Origin of the sequence: Alcanivorax profundi (assembly GCF_003597125.1) — a bacterium.
Taxonomy (GTDB): Bacteria; Pseudomonadota; Gammaproteobacteria; order Pseudomonadales; family Alcanivoracaceae; genus Alcanivorax; species Alcanivorax profundi.
On the sequence record NZ_QYYA01000106.1, the window covers coordinates 1 to 463 of the forward strand.

1 protein-coding gene is annotated in these 463 nt (G+C 40.8%); it reads right to left on the minus strand.

Translation table 11 applies throughout. The features are described 5' to 3' along the window. Positions 1-175: 175 nt before the first annotated feature. The coding region (locus D4A39_RS19170) for a PfkB family carbohydrate kinase (protein WP_199699494.1) at positions 176-463 on the minus strand (288 nt) is incomplete at its 5' end.

The following is a 463-nucleotide window of genomic DNA, read 5'->3' on the forward strand; positions in this document are numbered from 1 at the left end:
CGTTTATCTTCAAGATATTACATTTGCTAAATGAATTACAAAGAATCTCTTTGGTATAAAATCCCTGACGAAGATTAATATCAAAGATCTTCAGTGTATCTTCGGGAGGCATAGCATCAGTAAAGCGATTGATCGTATCACGTGATACAACGCTACGCTGAGCCAATGAACCAAATCAAACAGCCTTAGTATGTTTTGCCAGATCTTCCAAGGCCGGTGTATAAGGAATGTTATCCCAGGCTACCCCTTCCTTTATATCATAACAAGGAACTCCTTCTGCATCCAGCTCTACCTGTACTTTACCGGTAGGATAAGGCACTATCTCTACCATAGCATTCAATTTCTTTTCACGGAAATTATCTAAAATCTCCATGCCGAGTTTGTCATCGCCTACTGCACTTACAACACGGCTGTTCAATCCGAACTGTGATACATGATAAGCAAAGTTTGCAGGAGCACCACC